Here is a 17900-nt window from a genome sequence, read left to right on the forward strand (position 1 = left end):
GCCTCCGTTCGACCATTGCCATTGTGAAAGATGGTATTTATTCGCAATTATTTCTCATTTACACTCGCCCAGTCGCTTCGAAAGCAAGCCTCTCTTCCTGGGTGCATCGTGTCATTCGATCCCGCCAAACCGACGCTGCTGACCACATTGGTCCGGCACTACGACGAGCTCGTGGAGCACATTCGCCGACGCTTCGGCGACAGAGGCTCAGCGCGCGACGTGGTGCATGACGTGTGCGTGCAGTTGCTCGAGCGAGGCGAAAAGGAAGAGGTCCGCAGCCCCCTCGCCCTGCTGCGCAAAATTTCCCACGACACCGCCATCAGCCGCTACCGTGGCGAGCGCCGTCGAGCCGCCTGGGTGGAGGCCGCCAGCGAACTGCCCGAGATCGCCTGTACCGCCGCCACCCCCGTGAACCGATACGAGGCCGAGCGTGAGTTTCAATTGCTCGTCGATGCCATCGCCGCCCTCCCTGCGCGCTGTCAGGCAGTGTTCGTCCTGCATAAAATCCATGAAATCCCTCAAGCAGAAGTGGCAAAGCACCTTGGCATTTCCATCAAAACAGTGGAAAAGCACCTTCGCCTGGGGCTCGCAGCGTGCAGGGCAAAGCTCGGACGTGACGAGGTGCACCTGTGACCCATGACACCCGCAAGGGGCGATTGGATGAGGCCCTGGGACGGCATCGTGAAGACCTCAAGCGGCTGTTTCCCATTCCGCCCGCCAAACCGACAGCGCGCCGACCGGCCAAAGCGGCCGCCCTCACACTGTTGACCGCCCTGGCCATCGGCGCCCTGGCCTGGCTGAACCCTGCCTACAAGCATGAGCGGTTCACCACTGCGGTCGGCGAGCGGCGCGCGGTTGCGCTGGTCGATGGAAGCGAACTGCTGCTCGACAGCGCCAGCGATATCGATGTCCGCTGGCGAGTCTTCAGTCGCGATGTGGATCTTCGCGCCGGGCAGGTCCTGTTCGAGGTGTCTTCGGCCGTTTACCGCCCCTTCGTGGTGTCGGCAGGTTCGGCCAGGATCCAGGTGCTTGGCACGCTGTTCAATGTCCGTCGACTGGATAACGACAATGTTCGGGTGACATTGGCGCGGGGCCGTGTGGAAGTCGATGCGCCGGCAACCGTGCAAACGCCGGTCATTCTGACGCCAGGGCAACAAATCGATGCGATCGGCGGGCAACTGACGGCGTTAGCGAAGGTTGACGCGACCAAGGCAATGGCCTGGAAAAATGATCGCATCGTGTTCGAGCAAACGCCGCTGGACGAGGCCGTTGCCGTACTGCGCCACTATCGAACGGCGCCCATCGAGCTGGGTGACCCAAGTCTGGCGGCGCTCAAAGTGACTGGCGTGTTCCAGGCGCACAACGTCGATCTGCTGCTGGAGCTGCTCCCAAGCATCCTGCCTGTTTCCCTGTCTCGCCAGGAAGACGGCAGCATCCAGGTCAAACGCCGGGCGCCCGGAAAATAAATGCTCAAGCGAAGGTAGGGTTTTTCGATTCCCCAGACGGCTAGTTGGAAAAGCCAACTACAAAGGAATTCGAGAAGTGCATTCTTACCTGCGCGATCGCCCCCTACGCCTGTCGTTGCTCGCCAGCAGTCTGTTCATCGCGCTATCGGCTCAAGGCCAGGAACAGGTGAACGTCGACCTGCCAGCCGCCCCGCTTGACCAGGCCATCAACGCCCTGGCACAGCAATCCTCGGTACAGATCATCTTTGCAGGCGACCTGGGTGCAGGCCAAAAAGCGCCTGCGCTGAAAGGGCGCTTCACGCCAGAGCAAGCGCTGCAAAAGCTGCTCGAGCACTCTGGCCTGCAGGCACAGGCCAAGGATGCCCATACGTTCATCATCGTCCCCTCCGACCCGGTCCAGGCCACCCCCTCGCCGATCACCCGCAGCGAGCCTGTTGAAATGGCGCAGATGGAGATCACCTCTTCGCGTACCCGCAGCGACCTGGTCTCGGCAACCCGGCAATCGACACTGATCGACCACGACCAGTTGCAGGCGCTACGCCAAGGCTCCGAGAGCCTGGCCACGGTGCTGGCCAAGGCGATTCCGGGCATGTCCGACTCCAGCCGCACCGTCACCGAGTACGGCCAGACCTTGCGCGGGCGCAGCATGTTGATCATGGTCGACGGCGTACCGCTCAACACCAACCGCGACTCCTCGCGCAACCTGGCCAACATCGACCCGGCACTGATCGAACAGGTCGAAGTCATCCGCGGCAGCAGTGCCATCTATGGCAGCGGTGCCACAGGCGGCATCATTTCCATCACCACCCGCCCTGCCGGTGGTGAGCACCGCGCACAGACCAGCCTGAGCGCCACCTCGCCCCTCACCCGCCTGGGTAGCGATGGCCTGGGCGGGCAGTTCCAGCAGTATGTCGCAGGCTCCCAAGGCGCGGTGGACTATGCCTTCGACTTCGGCACCCGCCACATCGGTGCCTCGTACGATGCCCACGGCGATCGCATTGCGCCGGAACCCAGCCAGGGAGACCTGTTCGACGCCAACATCTACAACATCGGCGGCAAGCTTGGCCTGCACATCGACGAAAACCAACGGGTGCAGCTCGGTGTCAGCCACTACGACGCGCGCCAGGACACCGACTACGCCACCGACCCACGCGTCGCCAAACTGCCAGCAGGCTCGGTGCCGGCCAACGCGATCAAGGGCCTGGATCTGGACGAGCAAAACCGCATTCGCAACACCCTGGTGAATCTGGAATACGAGCATCTCGATATCCTCTCGAGCCGGCTTTCCGCCCAGTTGTACTACCGGGACTACTTCACCCGCTTCACGCCGTTCGACGCCCGCGCCGTCCCCACCCGTGGCGGCAACGTGGACCAGGTGATGCAGAACAGCGAAGTGTTCGGCAGCCGCCTGACCTTGCGCACCCCGCTCGGACAGAGTGGCAATACCGAGTTGGTCTGGGGCGGCGACTACAACCAGGAGCGCAGCGACATGCCACTGGATGTATTCGACCCTGCGGCTTATGACGCCAGTGGTGGCCTTGTCTTCGACAAGATCGGCAAGCTCACCTACATGCCGCCGCTCAAGACCCGAAGCGCAGGCGCGTTCGCCCAGCTTCAGCATCGTTTCGACGAGCACTGGTCGATCGACGGCGGGCTGCGATACGAATACTCCACCGCCCAGTTCGATGACTTCGTTCCACTGTCCGAATCCCGGGCCGCCTCGCCCGTGGCAGTCGAAGGTGGGCGGATCCACTACGATGCGGTGCTGTCGAACCTTGGCATCGTCTATTCGCCGGTGCTCGGCCAGGAGATCTATGCCTCCTTCAGCCAAGGCTTCCAGCTGCCTGACGTGGGTATCCAACTGCGAAACGCACGCCGTGGTTTCGATCTGAGCGCCTCGAACCTGGAACCTGTGAAAACCAACAACTACGAGCTCGGCTGGCGTGGAGAACTGGGCAGCAACACGCTAGGCACCCTGGCACTGTTCTACACCACGTCCAAGCTGGGCGATGTGCAAAGCTTCAACAACGGCTTGATCCTGACCCGAACCAAAGAACGCATTTATGGCGTCGAAGCCAGTGCCGACTGGCTGTCGGACGATGAGATCTGGGGTGCCGGGGGCAGCGCGACCTGGATGCAAGGACGAGAAAAACCAGACGGCAAAGACTGGCAAGACATGACCGGCTACCGCGTTCCTCCCCTGAAACTGACCGCTTACCTGCAGTACAAGCCGAATTTCGACTGGAGCAACCGACTGCAAGCCACCTTCTTCGACTCCAAGGACTATCGCCTTGATGGCATGGACAGCTTCGGCCGGCACCAGGTAGACACCTACACAACCGTGGATCTGATCAGCCAGTACCAGGTTTCCCCTGACGACAAGGTGAGCGTGGGCATCCAGAACCTGTTCAATCGCGACTACTACCCGCTCTACAGCCAGCTGTTGCGCAATAACAACAACACCAGCCATCTGCCAGCACCCGGCATGGTGTTGACGGCCAGTTATACGCACGACTGGTAACCCCGTGAGGCACCACCGGCTATTTGGGGCCGCTACGCGCCCCAATCTCGGGTGAACCCGCTTCCACAGGCGTGACACTGGCGTCGGAAAACTCCGCCCGATCCCGCACCGGACACTGCGCCCGGTGCAGATTCAACGCCGTATTGATGATCCCGATATGGCTGAACGCCTGAGGGAAGTTCCCCAGCATCCGCTTGCCCACCGGGTCGTACTGCTCGGCCAGCAAGCCCACGTCATTGCACAGCCCGACCAACTGCTCATACAAGGCCTGGGCTTCTTGCTGCCGCCCGAGCAGCACATACACGTCCGCCAACCAGAACGAACACACCAGGAACGTCCCCTCCCCCGGCGTCAAGCCGTCGCTACAGCGGTCGCTGTCGTAGCGAAGCAGCAAACCGTTGCGCAGCAGGCGCTGTTCGAGCTGGGCCAGGGTGCGCAGAAAGCGCGGATCGTTCGCGGGCAGGAAGCCCGTCAGGGCGATCTGCAACAGGCTTGCGTCCACTTCCCGGGAGCCATAAGCCTGCACGAAGTACTGGCGCGTGGGGTCGAGCCCGTGTTCGCAGATTTCGCGGTGGATCTGATCGGCCACTTGGCGGTAGTGCCGGCCACGTTCGCGGTCTTCCTCGGTGGTGTCGGCCAGGCTTGCGGCGCGGTCGAAAGCGACCCAGGCCATGACCTTGGAATGCACGAAGTGCTGCCGCCCACCGCGCACCTCCCAGATGCCCTCGTCCGGCTCGCGCCAGCTGCGCTCCAGGTACGGCAGGATCGCGCGGGCAATGGCCGAACTGCGCGGGTGCCGGGGCAGGCCGCCGCGGATGGCCTGGGTCATGGCGTCGGCGAGCTCGCCATAGATGTCCAGCTGCAATTGCGCCGAAGCGGCATTGCCGATACGCACGGGGCGCGAGTGCTCGTAGCCGCTCAGCCACGGCAGGGTGAACTCTTGCAGGTCGCGCTCACCGGCCAGGCCGTACATGATCTGCATCTGCTCGGGATTGCCGGCCACCGAACGCAGCAGCCATTCACGCCAGGCCTGTGCTTCGTCGAAGTAGCCAAGGTTCATCAGCGCCAGCAGGGTCATGGTGGCATCGCGCAGCCAGCAGTAGCGGTAATCCCAGTTGCGTTCACCACCCACACGCTCGGGCAGGGAGGTGGTCACGGCGGCAACGATGCCCCCGGTGGGGGCGTAGGTCAGGGCCTTGAGGGTGAGCAAGGAACGGCGGACCAAGGGTGTCCAAGGGCCAACATCCGGGCAGCGGGCAGCGAAGGCCTGCCACTGGGCGATGGTTGTTTCCAAGGCCTGGTCAACGTCGAAGTCCGGTTGTGGCGGCAAGTGCGAGAGCTGGTGGCGCAGGCTGAACACCTGGCGCTCACCTGCCAGAACGCGAAAGCGGCTGACGCTGTGGTAATCGCGCGAGTGCACAGGCTCCGTGCTGCGCAGGATCATCCGGTCGGGGCCGGCGACCGCGCTGAGGGTGTGCGGGTCAAGCTTCTCTACCCATGGGACGCTGCGCCCATAGTCAAAACGCAGTACCAGGTCCATCTCGAAGGCGCTTTCGCCGGCCAAGCCTTCGACGATGCGGACCACAGCGTTGTGTTCGCCCAGAGGCATGCAGTCGATGACCCGGGCGCGGCCGCTGGCAGTGGTGTAGGTGGTTTCGAGCACCAGGGTGTCATCGAGGTAGCGCCGCCCGACGGCTTCGACAAGGTCGCTGGGGGCCAGGCGCCAGCGGCCGTTTTCTTCATTGCCCAGCAGCGCGGCGAACACCGCCGGGGCGTCGAAACGCGGGACACACAGCCAGTCCAGGGAGCCATCGCGGCTGACCAGGGCGGCGCTGCGGCAGTTGCCCAGTAGCGCGTAGTCTTCGATCGGGGCTGGCATGGGCGCTCCTCTGCAAGACTGTCGGTTTGGGGGCGCTTTGCGCCCCATCGCAGCCCTTTATCCCAAAGTGTGCCACTCCCGCTTTTCACGCGTGAGCAGCTCGTCGCCCGCCGCGGGGCCATCTTCACCGGCGGGGTATTCATGGACCTCCCCACCGCTGGCCCAGGCATCCAGGAACGGCTGCACCGCACGCCAACCGTTCTCGATGTTGTCGGCGCGCTGGAACAGGGTCTGGTCGCCGGTAAGGCAGTCGTAGATCAAGGTCTCGTAACCGGTCGCCGGGGTCATCTTGAAGAAGTCCTTGTAGGCAAAACCAAGCTCGACGTTTTCCATCACCAGCTCAGGCCCAGGACGCTTGGCCTGCAGGTCGAACCACATGCCTTCGTTGGGCTGGATCTGGATCTTCAGGTAGTTGGGCTTGGGCCGTTCCAGTTCCGACTCGCGGAACTGCGCATACGGCGCCGGCTTGAAGCAGATGGCGATCTCGGTGTCGCGCACGCTCATGCGCTTGCCGGTGCGCAGGTAGAACGGCACCCCGGCCCAGCGCCAGTTGTCGATCATCACCTTGAGGGCAACATAGGTCTCGGTGCGGCTTTGAGGGTCGACGTTCGGTTCCTGGCGATACCCGGCCAGGCGCTTGCGACCCTGCTTGCCGGCCACATACTGGCCTCGCACGGAGTGCTTGAGGGCCATCTTCTGCGACCAGGGGCGGATGGCGCCGATCACCTTGGCTTTCTCGCTGCGCACCGCATCGGCGGCGAAGGCCGCCGGCGGCTCCATGGCGACCATGGCCAGCAACTGGAACAGGTGATTGGGGACCATGTCGCGCAGGGCGCCGGTGTTGTCGTAGAAGGCGCCACGGGTCTCGACACCGACGGTCTCGGCCGCCGTGATTTGCACGTGGTCGATGTAATGGTTGTTCCAGAACGACTCGAACAGCCCGTTGGAGAACCGGCTGACCAGGATGTTCTGCACCGTTTCCTTGCCCAGGTAATGGTCGATCCGGTAGATCTGCCGCTCGCTCATCACCCCCAGCAGGCAGGCGTTGAGCGCCTCGGCGCTGGCCAGGTCGGTGCCGAAGGGTTTTTCCACCACCACCCGGCGAAAACCGCCGCCGGACTCATCGAGCAACCCGGCATCTCCCAGACGCTGCGCCACTTCCGGGAAGAAGCGCGGCGAGGTGGCGAGGTAGAAGATGGCATTGCCATGGGCGGTCTTGTCGATGCGCTTGCCGATGGCCTCATAGGTGGCCGGGTTCAGGAAGTCGCCGGTCTGGTAGTCCAGACGCTTGGCCAGACGCGCCCACACTTTGTCGTCCAGACACTTGTTGGAGCCCTCCCCGCCCTTGTCGCGCTCGACCATGAAGGCATGCAGGCGCTCGGCGAATGCCTCGGCCGTGGCTGGATTGTGGTCGACACCAACGATGCGCAGATTGCGGTCCAGCAAGCCGTCGCGGCTGAGGTTGTACAGCGCCGGCATCAGCAGGCGCTTGACCAGATCGCCATTGGCGCCGAACAGGAACAACGTGCAGGGCGGCGCGGCCGGGATGCGCTGTGCCGTCATTTGCCTTTCTCGACGTGGCCACCAAAGCCCAGGCGCATGGCCGAGAGGATCTTGTCCCCATAGGTGCCCTGCTGCTGGCGCGAACGGAAACGGGCAAACAGCGCGCTGGACAGCACCGGCACCGGCACGGCCTGCTCGACGGCGGCGTCGATGGTCCACCGGCCTTCGCCGCTGTCGGACACCGAGCCACTGAACTGGGCCAACTGCGGGTCAGCCACCAGGGCGTCGGCGGTCAGGTCCAGCAGCCAGGAGGTCACCACGCTGCCGCGACGCCACACTTCAGCGATCTCGGCCACGTCCAGGTCAAAGCGCTGCTCTTCGGGCAGTTCGTTGCCGCCTTTGCTGCGCAGCAGGTCGAAGCCTTCGGCGTAGGCCTGCATCAAGCCGTACTCGATACCGTTGTGCACCATCTTCACGTAATGCCCGGCACCGGCAGGCCCTGCATGGATATAGCCATGCTCGGCGCGGCCATGTTCGCCCTCGCGACCCTGGGTGCGGGGGATATCGCCCACGCCAGGGGCCAGGGCCTTGAACAGCGGCTCGAGGCGTTCGAACACGTCCTTCTCACCCCCGATCATCATGCAGTAGCCACGCTCCAGACCCCACACGCCGCCGGAGGTGCCGACGTCCAGATAATGCAGGCCCAGCTTGGCCAGTTCGGCGGCCCGGCGCATGTCGTCCTTATAGAAGGTGTTGCCACCATCGATGATCGCGTCGCCCGGCTCCAGCAGCCCGGCCAGCTGGGCGATGGTCTGCTCGGTGGGCTCGCCGGCGGGCAGCATTACCCACACCGCGCGAGGTGCCTTGAGCTTCTGCACCAGCGCTCCCAGGTCGTGGGCCCCTTGGGCGCCCTCGCCCTCCAGCGTCATCACCGCGTCGCGATTGCGGTCGTGGACCACCGTCCGATGCCCTGCGAGCATCAGACGCCTCGCGATGTTGCCGCCCATGCGGCCCAGCCCGACAATTCCCAGTTGCATGTGTCGATGCTCCCCTTATGAAATGGATGACAACGCGGTTCAGGTTTTCAGATTAGTCCAGTGCTCCGTTCGAGGGTTCACCGACGAACGGGGCGACAACGATAAACAAAAAAGTTCCCAAGGCCAGGAAAAGAATTCAGAATGCCGCCGCGCCAAGCGTCTACGCTTGAAATTGTCACCAGCCAGAACCGCGAGGTGTTCCAATGGGTACCCTGATGCCTGCCACTCCCACCCAGACCCTCTATGTCACCGTGCGCCGTGACGAGCTGCGCCGCCTGAAGGATGAACGCGACCAATTGCGCCAGCAAGTTGCCCAGTTGAACCAGTTGCTTGAGCAGGCCCGCTGCGAAGACGACAAAGCCATCCGCCTCTAATGCCCTCCTCCTGGTGGGAGCTCACTGGCTCCCACTGTGCAAGATTCTCCCTTCGCATCCTGACCTGTCTCTGCGGTTTCGCTGTCGACGTCCTTTGCCGGTCGACTGATCGCCGGGGCGCATTGCGCGCCTGTCGTAGCCCCGGCCGCACGCTTGGCGGCCTGTCTAGCTTGCGCATTTACATCCTGTGACAACCCGCCAACGTTTGCGCAGGCCCACGCTCATCATTTAAATGACCAGCGGGTCACAAATGTAACGAAACCTCTCCTACACTCGGGGTTCTGCCTGCCAAACCGCCTGGGTAACCGGACGGAAAAAAAAAGAAACTTTCCAACAAAACGGCAGGTCAGGAACTAAGTAGGCCAATGCACAGGGGACCTCCCCACTTCGGCCCACCCACACCCCAAACAGCTCAACGGCCTTCGGCTGGAACGCCGATTGCACGGTGCTTGTGCGCACCACTCTGGGGCATGGACCGCACGACGAAGATTTGGACTAGAGAGAACCAACACGACATAACGCCAAAGGGTGCCAGCCACCCGATACAAGGGACGGAGAGAAGTATGATCAGTGCCGCTGTCGAACCTCACGTAGATACATTCACCCCGGACAACCGCGAACCGCTGCCGCCAGCATTCGCCACGACAGCCAAGGCACCCGGCGCCCAGCGCCGTCACAACCCGCACAAGCGCAAAATCCTGTTCGTCACTTCCGAGATCGCCGACCTGGTCAAGACCGGAGGCTTGGGCGATGTGTCCTCAGCCTTGCCCCGCGCCTTGTCCCATCTGCACGATGTCCGTGTATTGATTCCGGGCTACCGCCAGGTGGTCGACAGCGACAACCCCATCCATATCGTCGGCGAACTGGGTGGCCACGCGGCGCTGCCGCCCTGCAAGATCGGCCGCATGGACCTGGCCGACGGCCTGGTCATCTATGTCCTGCTCTGCCCCGAACTGTACGAGCGCGACGGCACGCCCTACGGCGCCAACAATGGTCGCGACTGGCCGGACAATCACATCCGCTTCGCCCGTCTAGGCCTGGCCGCGGCGGAAATCGCCGCCGGCGAAGGCATGATCCACTGGCGCCCCGACCTGGTGCACGCCCACGACTGGCCGGCAGGCCTGGCCCCGGCGTACATGCACTGGCGTGGCCTGAACACCCCGACCCTGTTCACCATCCACAACCTGGCCTACCAGGGTGTATTCAGCCGCGCCTGCTGCCCGGAGCTGGCCATCCCTGACCACGCCTTGCAGCAGGAAGGCATGGAGTTCTACGGCAAGCTGTCGTTCCTCAAGGCGGGCCTGGCCTACTCCAGCCACATCACCACCGTGAGCGCCACCTATGCCCGGGAGATCACCACGCCCGAATTCGGCTGCGGGCTGGATGGCTTCCTGGCCAGCAAGGCGCAGCAAGGCCTGCTCGGCGGCATTCCCAATGGCATCGACGAGAGCTGGGATTCGGCCACCGACAAGCATCTGCAGCACAACTTCAGCCTCAACGACTGGGACGGCAAGGCGCGCAACGCACAAGAAGTGCGCACACTGTTCCAACTCGAGGCATCGCAGGGGCCGTTGTTCGCCGTGGTCTCGCGCCTGGTGTACCAAAAAGGCCTGGACCTGACGCTGGGCGTGGCCGACTACATCGTCAAACAAGGTGGCCAGATCGCGATTATCGGCCGAGGCGAACCTGAGGAAGAACAGGCCATGCGGGAGCTGGCCCTGCGCTACCCGGGGCGCATCGGCGTGCGCATCGGCTTCAACGAAACCGATGCACGACGCATGTTCGCCGGCAGCGACTTCCTCCTGATGCCGTCGCGCTACGAGCCCTGCGGCCTGAGCCAGATGTACGCGCAGCGCTTCGGCTCGCTGCCGGTGGCGCGCAACACCGGTGGGCTGGCCGACACCATCGAGGACGGTGTCACCGGATTTTTGTTCAATGAATCGTCGGTCGAGAGCTACCGCGAGGCCCTGAGCCGGGCGTTCTACGTGCACGGCAAGAAAGACCTGCTCAACGCCATGCGCTGCCTGGCCATGACCCAGCCGTTCAACTGGTGCCAGGCCGTGGAACCCTATGCCAAGCTGTACGAGGAACTGGTCTGCCAGGCCCACGCTGGCCACTACTGAGCGAGGGCACCGAAGATGCAAAGGCATGGCGCACACTTGCTGGACGCCACGTCGGCGCGCTTCGCCCTCTGGGCGCCCGATGCGCGCAGCGTGAGCTTGCAGTTGGAGCAACAACCTGCGGTCGAACTGCTGCCTGAAGCAGGTGGCTGGTTTACCGGCCTGGCGCCTTGCCAGGCGGGCGACCGCTATCGTTACCGAATCGATGACACCCTGCAGGTGCCCGACCCCGCGTCGCGCTACCAGCCCGAGGGCGTGCAGGGGCCCAGCCAAGTGGTGGACACCGCCAGCTACCCCTGGCGTCATCCCTGGCAGGGCCGCCCTTGGCACGAGGCGGTGATCCAGGAGCTGCATGTCGGCTTGCTGGGCGGCTATGCCGGGGTGATGCGCGAACTGCCGCGCCTGGCCGAGATAGGCATCACGGCCATCGAGCTGATGCCGCTGGGGGCGTTTCCGGGAACGCGCAATTGGGGCTACGACGGCGTGTTGCCGTTCGCCCCGCAGCACACCTATGGCAGTCCGACCGAACTGTGCCGCTTGATCGACGAGGCCCATGGCCATGGCCTGATGGTGATGCTCGATGTGGTCTACAACCACTTCGGCCCTGACGGCAACTACCTGCACCAGTACGCCAGCACGTTCTTTCGCGAAGACCGGCAGACGCCCTGGGGCGCTGCCATCGATTTTCGCCAGCCCCAGGTGCGCGAGTTCTTCATCCAGAACGCCCTGATGTGGCTGTGCGACTACCGCTTCGACGGCCTGCGCCTGGACGCGGTGCATGCCATCGACCAGCCGGACTTTCTCATCGAACTGGCCCAGCGCGTACGCGCCGCCGTGGCACCCGGTCGTCAGGTATGGCTGGTGCTGGAAAACGAACACAACCAGGCCTCGCTGCTCGAGCAAGGCTTCGACGCCCAGTGGAACGACGACGGCCACAACGCCCTGCATGTCTTGCTGACCGGCGAAACGGAAGGCTACTACGCCGACTACAAGGACCGCCCGATCGAAAAACTGGCCCGCAGCCTGAGCGAGGGGTTTGTCTTCCAGGGCCAGGCCAACCGCCTTGGCACGCCACGGGGCGAGCCCAGCGGGCACCTGGCGCCCAGCGCGTTCGTGCTGTTTCTACAGAACCACGACCAGATCGGCAATCGCGCCTTGGGTGAGCGCCTGACCCGCCTCTGCCCGCCCCCGGCCTTGCGCGCGGCCACCGGTTTGCTGCTGCTCGCGCCGATGATTCCGCTGCTGTTCATGGGCGATGAAGAAGGCAGCCGCCGGCCGTTTCTGTTCTTCACCGATCATCACGATGCGCTGGCCGACGCGGTGCGCGAAGGGCGCCGTGCCGAGTTCGCCCACTTCGTCGCGTTCGCCGACCCCACGCAGCGCGAACGAATCCCCGACCCCAACGCCCAGGCCACCTTCGACGCCTCGCAGCTCGCAGCGCAGGAGGTGGTGGCCGGCTGGCACGGGCTGTACCAGCGCCTACTGACCCTGCGCCGCCTGCATCTCACCCCACGCCTGCCGGGCAGTCGCGCCCTGGGCGCCACGGTACTGGGCGAACGGGCCCTGACCGCGCGCTGGCGCCTGGGCGACGGTAGCCAATTGCGGATCGACCTCAACCTGGCCAGCGAGCCGCAATCGGTGGCGCTGCCCCCGGTCGAGCGCTGGTTGTTCGACAGCAGCGACACGGCTCACCTCGACACCACCCTGCCCGCGCACAGTTGCGTGGTCAGCCTGCTGCCACCCGACCAGGAGGCTCCATGAGCGAATTGCCGTTGCACCGACTGGCCGCACGGGTGGGCTTGGCCCGCGATTGGGTCGATGCCAACGCCCGCCCCCAACAGGTCAGCGATGAGGTCCTGCGCCACGTGCTGGCGGGCCTTGGCCACCCAGCCGAAGACGATACCGCCATCGCCGCCAGCCTGCAGGCGCTCGATGAGGCCGACGATGCCGACCACCTGCCGCCGTTGCTCACCGCCGATGTGGGCCTGCCGCTGGACCTTGCGCGCTATTTCGCGCCTGGCAGCCCGGTGCAGTGCACCCTCGAAAACGGTGACCCGCTGACCCTGACCCTCGATGGCCAGGCCCAGCTGTCGGGGGAACTGCCCGTGGGCTATCACCAACTGACCATCGACGACCGCCCGTTCACCCTGGCGGTCGCGCCTGCGCGCTGCCATGCCTTGGACGAGGCGACCGAGCAATCGCCGCCCCGGTACTGGGGCCTGGCGGTCCAACTGTACAGCCTGCGCCGCCCCGGTGACGGCGGCTACGGCGACTGCCTGGCCCTGGAGCAACTGGCCCGCGCCGCCGCGGAACGAGGCGCTGACGCCTTGGCGATCAGCCCGATCCACGCCTTGTCGGTCATCGACCAGCGCCACTACAGCCCGTACTCCCCCTCCAGCCGCCTGCTGCTCAACACGCTGTACGCCAGCCCTGCCGCGCTGCTGGGCGAGCGGGAAGTGCGCATGGCGATCGAGGCGTGCCAGTTGCAGCCGCTGCTCGATGAGCTCGAGCAACTCCCATTGGTGGACTGGCCCCGCGCCGCCGAAGCCAGGCAACAGCTGCTGCAGGCGCTGTACAAGGACTTCAGCCGGGGCGCTCACCCCCTGCAAAAGGACTTCGACAGCTACCGTGAGGCCGGTGGCCAGGCCCTGCTGCACCACTGTCGGTTCCAGGTGCTGCAGGCCGAGGCGATGGCCCGAGGCCTGGGTGCGGACTGGCGCAACTGGCCAGCGGCCTGGCACGACCCTTATCACCCGGAGGTGGAAGCCTTTGCCAGCGCCTGTCCGGCCCAAGTCGAGTTCCATGCCTTCTGCCAGTGGCTCACCGAACGCGGCCTGCAACGCGCCCAGGAGGCCGCGCGCGGCAACGGCATGGCCGTGGGCCTGATCGCGGACCTTGCCGTGGGCGCCGACGGCGCCGGCAGCCAGGCCTGGAGCCGCCAGGACGAATTGCTGGCCGATCTCAAGGTGGGCGCCCCACCCGATATCCTCAACCGCCAGGGCCAGGATTGGGGCATCTGCGCCTTCTCTCCGGAAGGCCTCAAACGCAACGGCTATCGCGCCTTCATCGAGATGCTGCGCGCCAACCTCGCCCACGCCGGCGGCCTGCGTATCGACCACGTCATGGGCCTGCGCAGGCTGTGGCTGATCCCGCGTGGGGCGCGCCCCAGCGAGGGTGCCTACCTGAACTACCCGCTGGACGACCTGCTGCGCCTGTTGGCCCTGGAGTCGGTGCGCCACCGGGCGGTGATCCTGGGCGAAGACCTGGGCACGGTACCCGAAGGCCTGCGCGAAACCCTGGCGGCCAAGGCCGTGCTGGGCATGCGCGTGCTGCCATTCGAGCAACAGCCGCCGGGGCATTTCAAACCGATTCTCGACTGGCCGGACAACGCCCTGGCCACCACCGGCACCCACGACCTCGCCCCCTTGGCCGGCTGGCTGCAAGCCCGCGACATCGACTGGAGCCACCGCCTGCAACTGGTGGATGCGGCCGCCGAGCTGCATTGGCGCCACACCCGCCAACGGGAACGCGATGGCCTGCGCCGCACCTTGGAGCAGAACTACGGCGCCCTGGCCGACGACGATGCATTGATCGACGCGGCGATCCGCTACGTCGGCCATACCCGTGCCCCGCTGGTGCTGGTCCCCCTGGAAGACCTGCTGGGCTGCGACGAGCAACCCAACCTGCCCGGCACCACCGATGGTCACCCCAACTGGCGTCGCCGCTTCGCCCGCCCGGTGCGCGAGTTGCTTGACGACGAAGACGCCGCCCGCCGCCTGGAGCTGCTGGCCCAGGCCCGCGAACAAGCCTGGGAGCGTGACCGATGAAACCCTTGACCGCCACGGTGCGCCTGCAATTGCACAGTGACTTCACCCTGGACGATGCGGTGCCGCTGGTGCCCTACTTCGCCCGCCTAGGGATCAGCCACCTGTACGCATCGCCCATCCTCAGGGCCCGGGCGGGCTCGCGCCACGGCTACGACGTGGTCGACCCGACCCAGGTCAACCCGGAGCTGGGCGGGGAAGCGGCGCTCGAACGCCTGGTCGCCGCGCTGCGCCAGCATGGCATGGGGCTGATCCTGGACACGGTGTCCAACCACATGGCCGTGGGCGGCGCCGACAACCCTTGGTGGCAGAGCCTGCTGGCTTGGGGCCGGCGCAGCCCCTACGCGGAATTCTTCGACATTCAATGGCACTCCAGCGACCCGCTGCTGGCCGGGCAACTGTTGCTGCCGTTCCTGGGCAGTGACTACGGTGTGGCGTTGCACAACGGCGAGATCCCGCTGACGTTCGACGCCGACCAAGGCGTGCTACAAGTGGCCCACTACGAGCACCGTTTCCCCATCTGCCCGCTGGACTACGGGCAAATCCTCGGCCAGAGCGAACACCCCGCTTTGCAAGCATTGGCCCAGCACTTCAGTGCCTTGCGCGAGGCCGCCGATCCGTTGACCGAGGCCCTGCCCCTGCAGGCCGAGCTGGCACGCCTGGTTGGCGAAGGCGCCAGCCTCGACGGCGCCCTGGCGGCGTTCGACAGCCGCACCGAAGCGGGTCTGAAACGCCTGCACCTGTTGCTCGAACATCAGACCTATCGCCTGGCCAGTTGGCGCACCGCGGCCGATGACATCAACTGGCGGCGTTTTTTCGACATCAACGAGCTGGGCGGGCTGCGCGTGGAGCGTGCGGTGGTGTTCGAGGCAACCCACGCCAAGCTGTTCGAGCTGATCGAACGCGGCCTGGTGGACGGCCTGCGCATCGACCACATCGACGGCCTGGCCGATCCTCGCCAGTACTGCCGCAAGCTGCGCCGACGAATCGAGCGCCTGCTCGCTCGCCGCCCTATGCAGGCCGCCGTGGCGCATTTTCCGATCTATGTGGAGAAGATCCTCGGGGCCGGCGAGCACCTGCATCTGGACTGGCGCACCGACGGCACCACCGGCTACGAATTCATGAACCAGGTCTCGCTGTTGCAGCACGACCCGGCCGGCGAAGCCCCCTTGACCGAGCTGTGGAGCAGCGTCAGCGAACGCCCGGACTTTCCGGAGGAAGTGCGCCAGGCCCGGCATCTGGTGCTCAATGCCAGCCTGGCCGGCGATTGCGAGTCCGTGGCCCAAGCCCTGTTGCAGGTGGCCCGTGGCGACCTGATGACCCGCGACCTGACCCTCGGCGCGATCCGCCGTGCGCTGCAGGCGCTGGTCGAGCATTACCCGGTGTACCGCACCTACATCAATGCCTGCGGCCGCCCGGCCGAAGACGAGGCGTTCTTCCAACACGCCCTGGCCGGTGCCCGGCAGAGCCTGGCTGAAGCCGACTGGCCACTGCTCGAACATCTGCAGCACTGGCTAGGCGGCCAACCCTGGCGCCAACTGCCCCGTGGCCTGCCCCGCAAGCACCTGCGCCATGCCTGCGTGCGCTTTCAGCAATTGACGGCGCCGAGCGCAGCCAAGGCCGTGGAAGACACTGCGTTCTATCGCTCAGGACGCTTGCTGTCACGCAACGATGTGGGCTTCGAGGCCGAACGGTTCAGCGCCGATGCCACCGGGTTCCACAACGAGGCCCAGCAGCGCCTGCGGGACTTTCCCGACAACCTGCTGGCCACCGCCACCCACGACCACAAGCGCGGCGAGGACTGCCGCGCGCGCCTGGCGGTGCTGAGCGAACACGCCCCCTGGCTGGCCAGCCGCGTGGAACACTGGCTCGAACTCGCCACGCCACTGCGCCAGTCATTGAACGATGGCCCGGCACCGAGCCCGGCGGACGAACTGCTGCTGTACCAGACCCTGCTCGGCAGCTGGCCGCTGGAGCTGGACCTGCAGGATCTCAGGGCCTTGGGCCGCTATGCCGAGCGGGTCCGCCAGTGGCAGCAGAAGGCCCTGCGCGAGGCCAAGCTGCGCAGTAGCTGGAGCGCACCGAACGACGCCTACGAGCAAGCCTGCGCGACCTACGTTGACGAGCTGTTGCTGGGGCCGCAAAACCAACAGCTGCGCCGCTCGCTGCACGATTCCGCGCAGCGCATCGCCCCTGCCGGCGCACTCAACGGCCTGGCCCAATGCCTGCTGCGCATGACCACCCCCGGCGTGCCGGATCTCTATCAAGGCAACGAGTACTGGGACCTGAGCCTGGTCGACCCGGACAACCGTCGCCCGGTGGACTACGCCGCGCGCCGGGCGAGCCTGGACGACAGCGTGCCGCTGGCCGGGCTGCTGGCGCATTGGCGCGATGGGCATATCAAGCAGGCGCTGATCGCCCGGGTCCTGGATGCCCGTCAGGCCCATCCGCAGCTGTTCCAACGCGGCGCCTACCTGCCTTTGACCGTGCGCGGCCGGCACGCCGACAAGGTGCTGGCGTTCGCGCGTTTGGGCGAGGATGCCCGGGCCATCGTGGTGGTGCCGCGCCTGTGCGCCAGCCTGCTCGGCGACGCCCCTATCCCCTTGATCCCGGCGCAGAACTGGGACGATACCCGGCTGATCCTGCCGTTTGCCTTGTCGTCTGCCACTTGCTTGGGACTTTTTTCCAGTGCGGCTGTCAGCCCTTCAAAGGAGCTGTATTTGAACACTGTGCTGGCGGAGTTTCCGGTCAACCTGCTGATACAACAATCTTGAACACCAGGAGCGTCATGATGAGTGCCGATGAAAAACGTATTCGCGAATTCGCCTACCAGATCTGGGAATCGGAGGGTAAACCCGTAGGCCAGGAAGAACGCCACTGGGAGATGGCGCGCAAGCTGGCCGAGGCCGAGGCGCTGGCACCCAAGGTACCGCCACGCAAGAAGGCGACGGCCAAGCCCAAGGCAGCGACTGAACCCAAAGCGCCAGCCGAGCCGAAAGTGGCCGCCTTGCCTGGGGTCAAGCCGGCTGCGGCCAAGAAGCCAAAGGCCGTGAAGAAACCCACTGCAGGCTGATCCTGGACCGCCCCTTCGCGGGTAAACCCGCTCCCACAGGGCGCAGCACGGTCCGTGTGGGAGCAGGTTTACCCGCGAAGAGGCTGGCACACAGACATCGGTA

General features: G+C 65.2%; 12 protein-coding genes. 9 read left to right on the forward strand and 3 right to left on the reverse strand.

From position 1 onward, the window contains the following. The first annotated feature begins 108 nt into the window (after positions 1-108). The 3 genes from ABOA88_RS05445 to ABOA88_RS05455 all read left to right on the forward strand — a co-directional run bounded on the left by ABOA88_RS05445 (position 109) and on the right by ABOA88_RS05455 (position 3987). Entirely contained in the window at positions 109-633 is a 525-nt protein-coding gene (locus ABOA88_RS05445) for an RNA polymerase sigma factor (RefSeq protein WP_196168810.1), read from the forward strand. Further along, entirely contained in the window at positions 630-1466 is an 837-nt protein-coding gene (locus ABOA88_RS05450; RefSeq protein WP_367851081.1) for a FecR family protein, read from the forward strand. The genes ABOA88_RS05445 and ABOA88_RS05450 overlap by 4 nt, the downstream gene beginning before the upstream one ends. A gap of 76 nt (positions 1467-1542) precedes the next feature. Then, entirely contained in the window at positions 1543-3987 is a 2445-nt protein-coding gene (locus tag ABOA88_RS05455; protein WP_367851082.1) for a TonB-dependent siderophore receptor, read from the forward strand. Between the two features lie 19 nt (positions 3988-4006). On the opposite strand, the gene ABOA88_RS05460 is transcribed toward ABOA88_RS05455, so the two are convergent. From ABOA88_RS05460 to gnd, 3 genes are read right to left on the reverse strand one after another with little or no spacing between them, the layout of a single operon-like run. Continuing rightward, complete coding sequence (locus ABOA88_RS05460; protein ID WP_196168812.1) at positions 4007-5866, reverse strand: glycoside hydrolase family 15 protein; 1860 nt, start codon at positions 5864-5866, stop codon at positions 4007-4009. A gap of 57 nt (positions 5867-5923) precedes the next feature. Continuing rightward, on the reverse strand, positions 5924-7429 hold the full coding sequence (gene zwf / locus ABOA88_RS05465; protein ID WP_367851083.1) for a glucose-6-phosphate dehydrogenase: 1506 nt from the start codon (positions 7427-7429) through the stop codon (positions 5924-5926). Next, a complete protein-coding gene (gene gnd / locus ABOA88_RS05470) occupies positions 7426-8406 on the reverse strand; it encodes a phosphogluconate dehydrogenase (NAD(+)-dependent, decarboxylating) (protein ID WP_196168814.1) in 981 nt (326 codons plus the stop codon). Before gnd ends, zwf begins: the two co-directional genes overlap by 4 nt. 203 nt (positions 8407-8609) lie before the next feature. Between gnd and ABOA88_RS05475 the strand changes: the two genes are divergently transcribed. The 6 genes from ABOA88_RS05475 to ABOA88_RS05500 all read left to right on the forward strand — a co-directional run bounded on the left by ABOA88_RS05475 (position 8610) and on the right by ABOA88_RS05500 (position 17797). Further along, positions 8610-8780, forward strand: coding sequence for a DUF6026 family protein (locus ABOA88_RS05475; RefSeq protein WP_196168815.1), 171 nt, complete (start codon positions 8610-8612; stop codon positions 8778-8780). A gap of 563 nt (positions 8781-9343) precedes the next feature. Next, positions 9344-10903 carry a glycogen synthase GlgA gene (gene glgA / locus ABOA88_RS05480; protein ID WP_196168816.1) on the forward strand — a complete coding sequence of 520 codons (1560 nt, stop codon included), beginning with the start codon at positions 9344-9346 and terminating at the stop codon, positions 10901-10903. Positions 10904-10918: 15 nt separating this feature from the next. After that, positions 10919-12661, forward strand: coding sequence for a malto-oligosyltrehalose trehalohydrolase (gene treZ, locus ABOA88_RS05485; RefSeq protein ID WP_367851084.1), 1743 nt, complete (start codon positions 10919-10921; stop codon positions 12659-12661). Beyond that, entirely contained in the window at positions 12658-14727 is a 2070-nt protein-coding gene (gene malQ, locus ABOA88_RS05490) for a 4-alpha-glucanotransferase (protein ID WP_196168818.1), read from the forward strand. The genes treZ and malQ overlap by 4 nt, the downstream gene beginning before the upstream one ends. Beyond that, entirely contained in the window at positions 14724-17498 is a 2775-nt protein-coding gene (locus ABOA88_RS05495; protein ID WP_367851085.1) for a malto-oligosyltrehalose synthase, read from the forward strand. The genes malQ and ABOA88_RS05495 overlap by 4 nt, the downstream gene beginning before the upstream one ends. Before the next feature lie 14 nt (positions 17499-17512). Next, positions 17513-17797, forward strand: coding sequence for a DUF2934 domain-containing protein (locus ABOA88_RS05500; RefSeq protein WP_196168820.1), 285 nt, complete (start codon positions 17513-17515; stop codon positions 17795-17797). Positions 17798-17900: the final 103 nt, after the last annotated feature.

The sequence above is a fragment of the Pseudomonas sp. PKS genome (genome assembly GCF_051913525.1).
Lineage (GTDB): Bacteria > Pseudomonadota > Gammaproteobacteria > Pseudomonadales > Pseudomonadaceae > Aquipseudomonas > Aquipseudomonas guariconensis_D.